The sequence below is a fragment of the Candidatus Krumholzibacteriia bacterium genome (genome assembly GCA_035649275.1).
GTDB lineage: Bacteria > Krumholzibacteriota > Krumholzibacteriia.
The window spans coordinates 1-3,171 of record DASRJW010000152.1 but is presented as its reverse complement, the minus strand read 5'-3'; the positions used below and the strand labels follow the sequence as shown (position 1 = coordinate 3,171).

The window sequence follows — 3,171 nt, the reverse complement described above, 5'->3', positions numbered from 1 at the left end:
ACCGGGCGGTGGTGTTGGCCCGGCCCGATCCTTGGCAGCTGACCGGGGCGTTCCACCACGGGGACGGCGCGGGCCATGCCTGGCTGTGCGGCGCCGAGAGCGGCGAGCTGCCGGCCATGACCGCCGCCGAGTTGCAGAGCGCTTGGCTCCGGCTCGGCAACGGTGGCCACGCCAGCATCTGGTCGTGGATGCAAGCGGAGGAAAACGGCCCCGCTTTCGCCTTCGATGGCGGCGTCGTGCAGATCCAGCGCGAGGGGGTCTCGCTCTGGGAGCTCCTCACCCCTGTCGGTGGTTACGATCACGAGATGAGCGATACGGGAGGCACCAACGTCATCCCCGCCGGCACGCCGTGTCTCTCCGGCCGCGATACCGGCTGGCGACAGTTGCATTTCGACCTCAGTCCCTGGAGCGGACAGCGCGTGCGCCTGCGCTTCCTCTTCGGCAGCGACAACGTGCCGTCTCCTTTCGGTCTGCGCGGCTGGCTGCTGGACGACTTCGAGCTGCAGCCGGGGCCGCGAGAGCCCACCGATGCGGCGAGCCCGGAGTTCGGGGGGCGGAGCCTGCTCGTCCGCGCCCCCTGGCCGAATCCTTTCCGCCCGAGTCTGCGCTTCGAACTGCAGGTGCCCCGAAACGCCGGGCATGTGGTTCTGGAAATCCTCGATGCCCGGGGCCGCCTCGTCACCCGGCTCCTCGACGAGGAGCCAGGCCCGGGCGCACGGGTCGTGGTCTGGAGGCCGCAGGATCTACGGCGCCGCCTTCCTGCCGGAGTGTATGGCTACCGTCTGGTCTCGCGTCTGGGAAAGGAAGCAGGGAAGCTGGTACTTTTGCAGTAGACGCATGCAGGGCAACGGCGTATTCGCTCTCGTCGTGGTAGGCCGCGTTTTCTTCTTGGGCCCCGCGCGGCCGAGTCGGGTCGAGGAGGTTGCAACAATGAGGGCTCGTAGCAAGCACTTGAGTGCGTCGACGCCGCCCTGGCGCCGTGTTCGTCCGCAGGCCTTCGCTTTCCTCGCCCTCTTGACCCTCTCTGTTTCCCCACCTGCAGCCGCTTTCGTCACCGCGCCCGCAGCGGAGGCGGTGACGGCGCGCCCACTCCCGGCCGCGGCGGGCGGGAGTCTCCTCGCGGCGCGGGAGCACGCCGTGCGCGCCGAGCGCGCTCTCGAGTCGTCCACGGGCGGTGCCTGGCAGGTGCGCTGGAACGAACGCCTTGGCATCGCGAGCTCCGGCCGCGGTGGTCCGCTCCCGGCGGCGCGAGCTCTCGCCGCCCCCGCCATCTTCGCCGCCGCCGAACAGTTTCGGCGGCAGCACACCGCCCTGCTCGGCTCCGCCGCGGCGTCGCTCGAGCGCACCCGTCTCCTGCATGCCGGGAAAGCCTGGCACGTGACCTGGCAGCAGCGTCAGGCGGAGCGACGCGTCGTCGGCGCCCTCTTGGACCTCACCCTGGCCCGTGACGGGACCGTGGTGGCGTTCCACTCCACGCTCCTCCCCGCTCTCGCGCCGCCGCCGTTCGTTCTCGAGCCGGAAGCGGCGCGCGCCGTGGCGGCCGCGGCGATCGGGCGCGCCGTGGAGCTGGAGAGCTCCGAAGCCGTGATCGTGCCCGTCGACGACGCAGCGGGCCCGTCCGGGGTGGAAGCGGTGGAGATCATCGTGGCGACCCCGAGCGGCGGGCGCTGGCGCGCCCTCGTGGAAGCAGAGCACCAGCGTCTCCTGGCTCTCGACTCCCTGGTGCGGGAGAGCGTGCTCAGCGGCACCGCCCGCTCCCTGGTGCAAATGCGCTACGCCTTCGAGGAACCGGTGGACGTGGTGCTGCCCTGGTTGGAGGTGCGGCTCGGTTTCGGCGAGAACGATCCCCGCACGCACACCAACGGCGAGGGGGTCTTCGCTTTCGATGCCGATCCCGGTGAGGTCATGCTGCGCAGCGGCTTGCGCGGTCTCTACCTGTCGGTGGACAACGAGGCCCCGACCGGATCGCCTTATTACCAACGTCTCGTCCCGGTCCCGAGCGAGGTGGAGCTCCGTATCGGCGGCGCCGAGGCGCGCGCCGACGAGCGCACCGTCTACTATCACGCCAATCTCATGCACGATTGGCTGACGCAGCACTTCGATTTCCACCTGCTCGATTTCCCCATGCCCGCCGTGGTGGCGGCGCTGGATCCCTACACCGGCGACCCGAACTATCCGAACGCCTACTGGAACGGCACGCGGATGGGATTCGGTCTCGGCGGCGCCACGTATTTCAACCTGGGACTGTTCGCCGACGTGATCTACCACGAGTACACCCATGCCGCCACGGAGTACATCTACAAGCCCGGCGGGCCGCTGGTGGGGCCCATCGGCGCCGCGATGCACGAAGGCCTCTCGGACTATTTCGCCGCCACCGTGACCGATGACCCGGATCTAGGGGAGCTCCTCTATCGGACCACCCCGGATCCGGTCCGCACCTTGCAGAACCGTCTCATCTGGCCGGAGCACCGCGATCATTTCAACGAACCGCACGCCAACGGTCGCATCTTCGGCGGCGCCTTGTGGGACACCCGCGAGCGGACCGGCGCCGCCGTTGCCGACGCCTTGGTGCACTATGCCCGCGAACTCTTCCCGCGCAGCTTCGAGGAGTTCCTCGAGGCCATGCTGCTCCAGGACGATCTGCTCTTCGACGACGGCTGGGCCGGCAACGGCTCGCCTCACCGCGAAGCGCTGCTGCAAGCCTTCGGCGCCCACGGCATGGGCCCCCTCGGGGCACACCAGCTCGTCCTCGAGCACCTACCGCTCCAAGACAGCGAGGCGATCGACGCCCCGCGTCCGGTGGTGGCACACCTGCGCTCCTTCGCCGAGGACGACTCAGGCTACGTCCGCCTCAGTTACCGCGTCGGCTCGGAAGGCGAGTTCACCCACCAGGACATGCAGCTCACCGCCGGGCGCAACTACACCGCCTCCATCCCCGGCATGCCGGAGGGAACGCAGGTGGAGTACTACCTGGCGGCGTTGCGCTTCGACCCCACTTACTTCGCCTTCCAGCCGGCGACGGCGCCGGCAGCGGTGTTTTCCTATCGCGTCGGTGTGGACCATGAAGCGCCGCACCTGGAACACGCACCCTTGGTCGAGGTGCCGGCCTTCGGCTGGCCGGCGGAGCTCCACGTACGGCTGCAGGACAACCTAGGTGTGGCTTACGCCTAT

At 69.3% G+C, this 3,171-nt stretch carries 2 protein-coding genes; both read left to right on the top strand.

Going from position 1 to position 3,171, the window contains the following annotated elements:
* On the top strand, positions 1 to 833 hold an 833-nt coding region (locus VFE28_17060; GenBank protein ID HZM17708.1), incomplete at its 5' end, for a hypothetical protein.
* Positions 834 to 930: 97 nt separating this feature from the next.
* Positions 931 to 3,171: hypothetical protein (locus tag VFE28_17055; GenBank protein ID HZM17707.1), on the top strand; the 2,241-nt coding region annotated here is incomplete at its 3' end.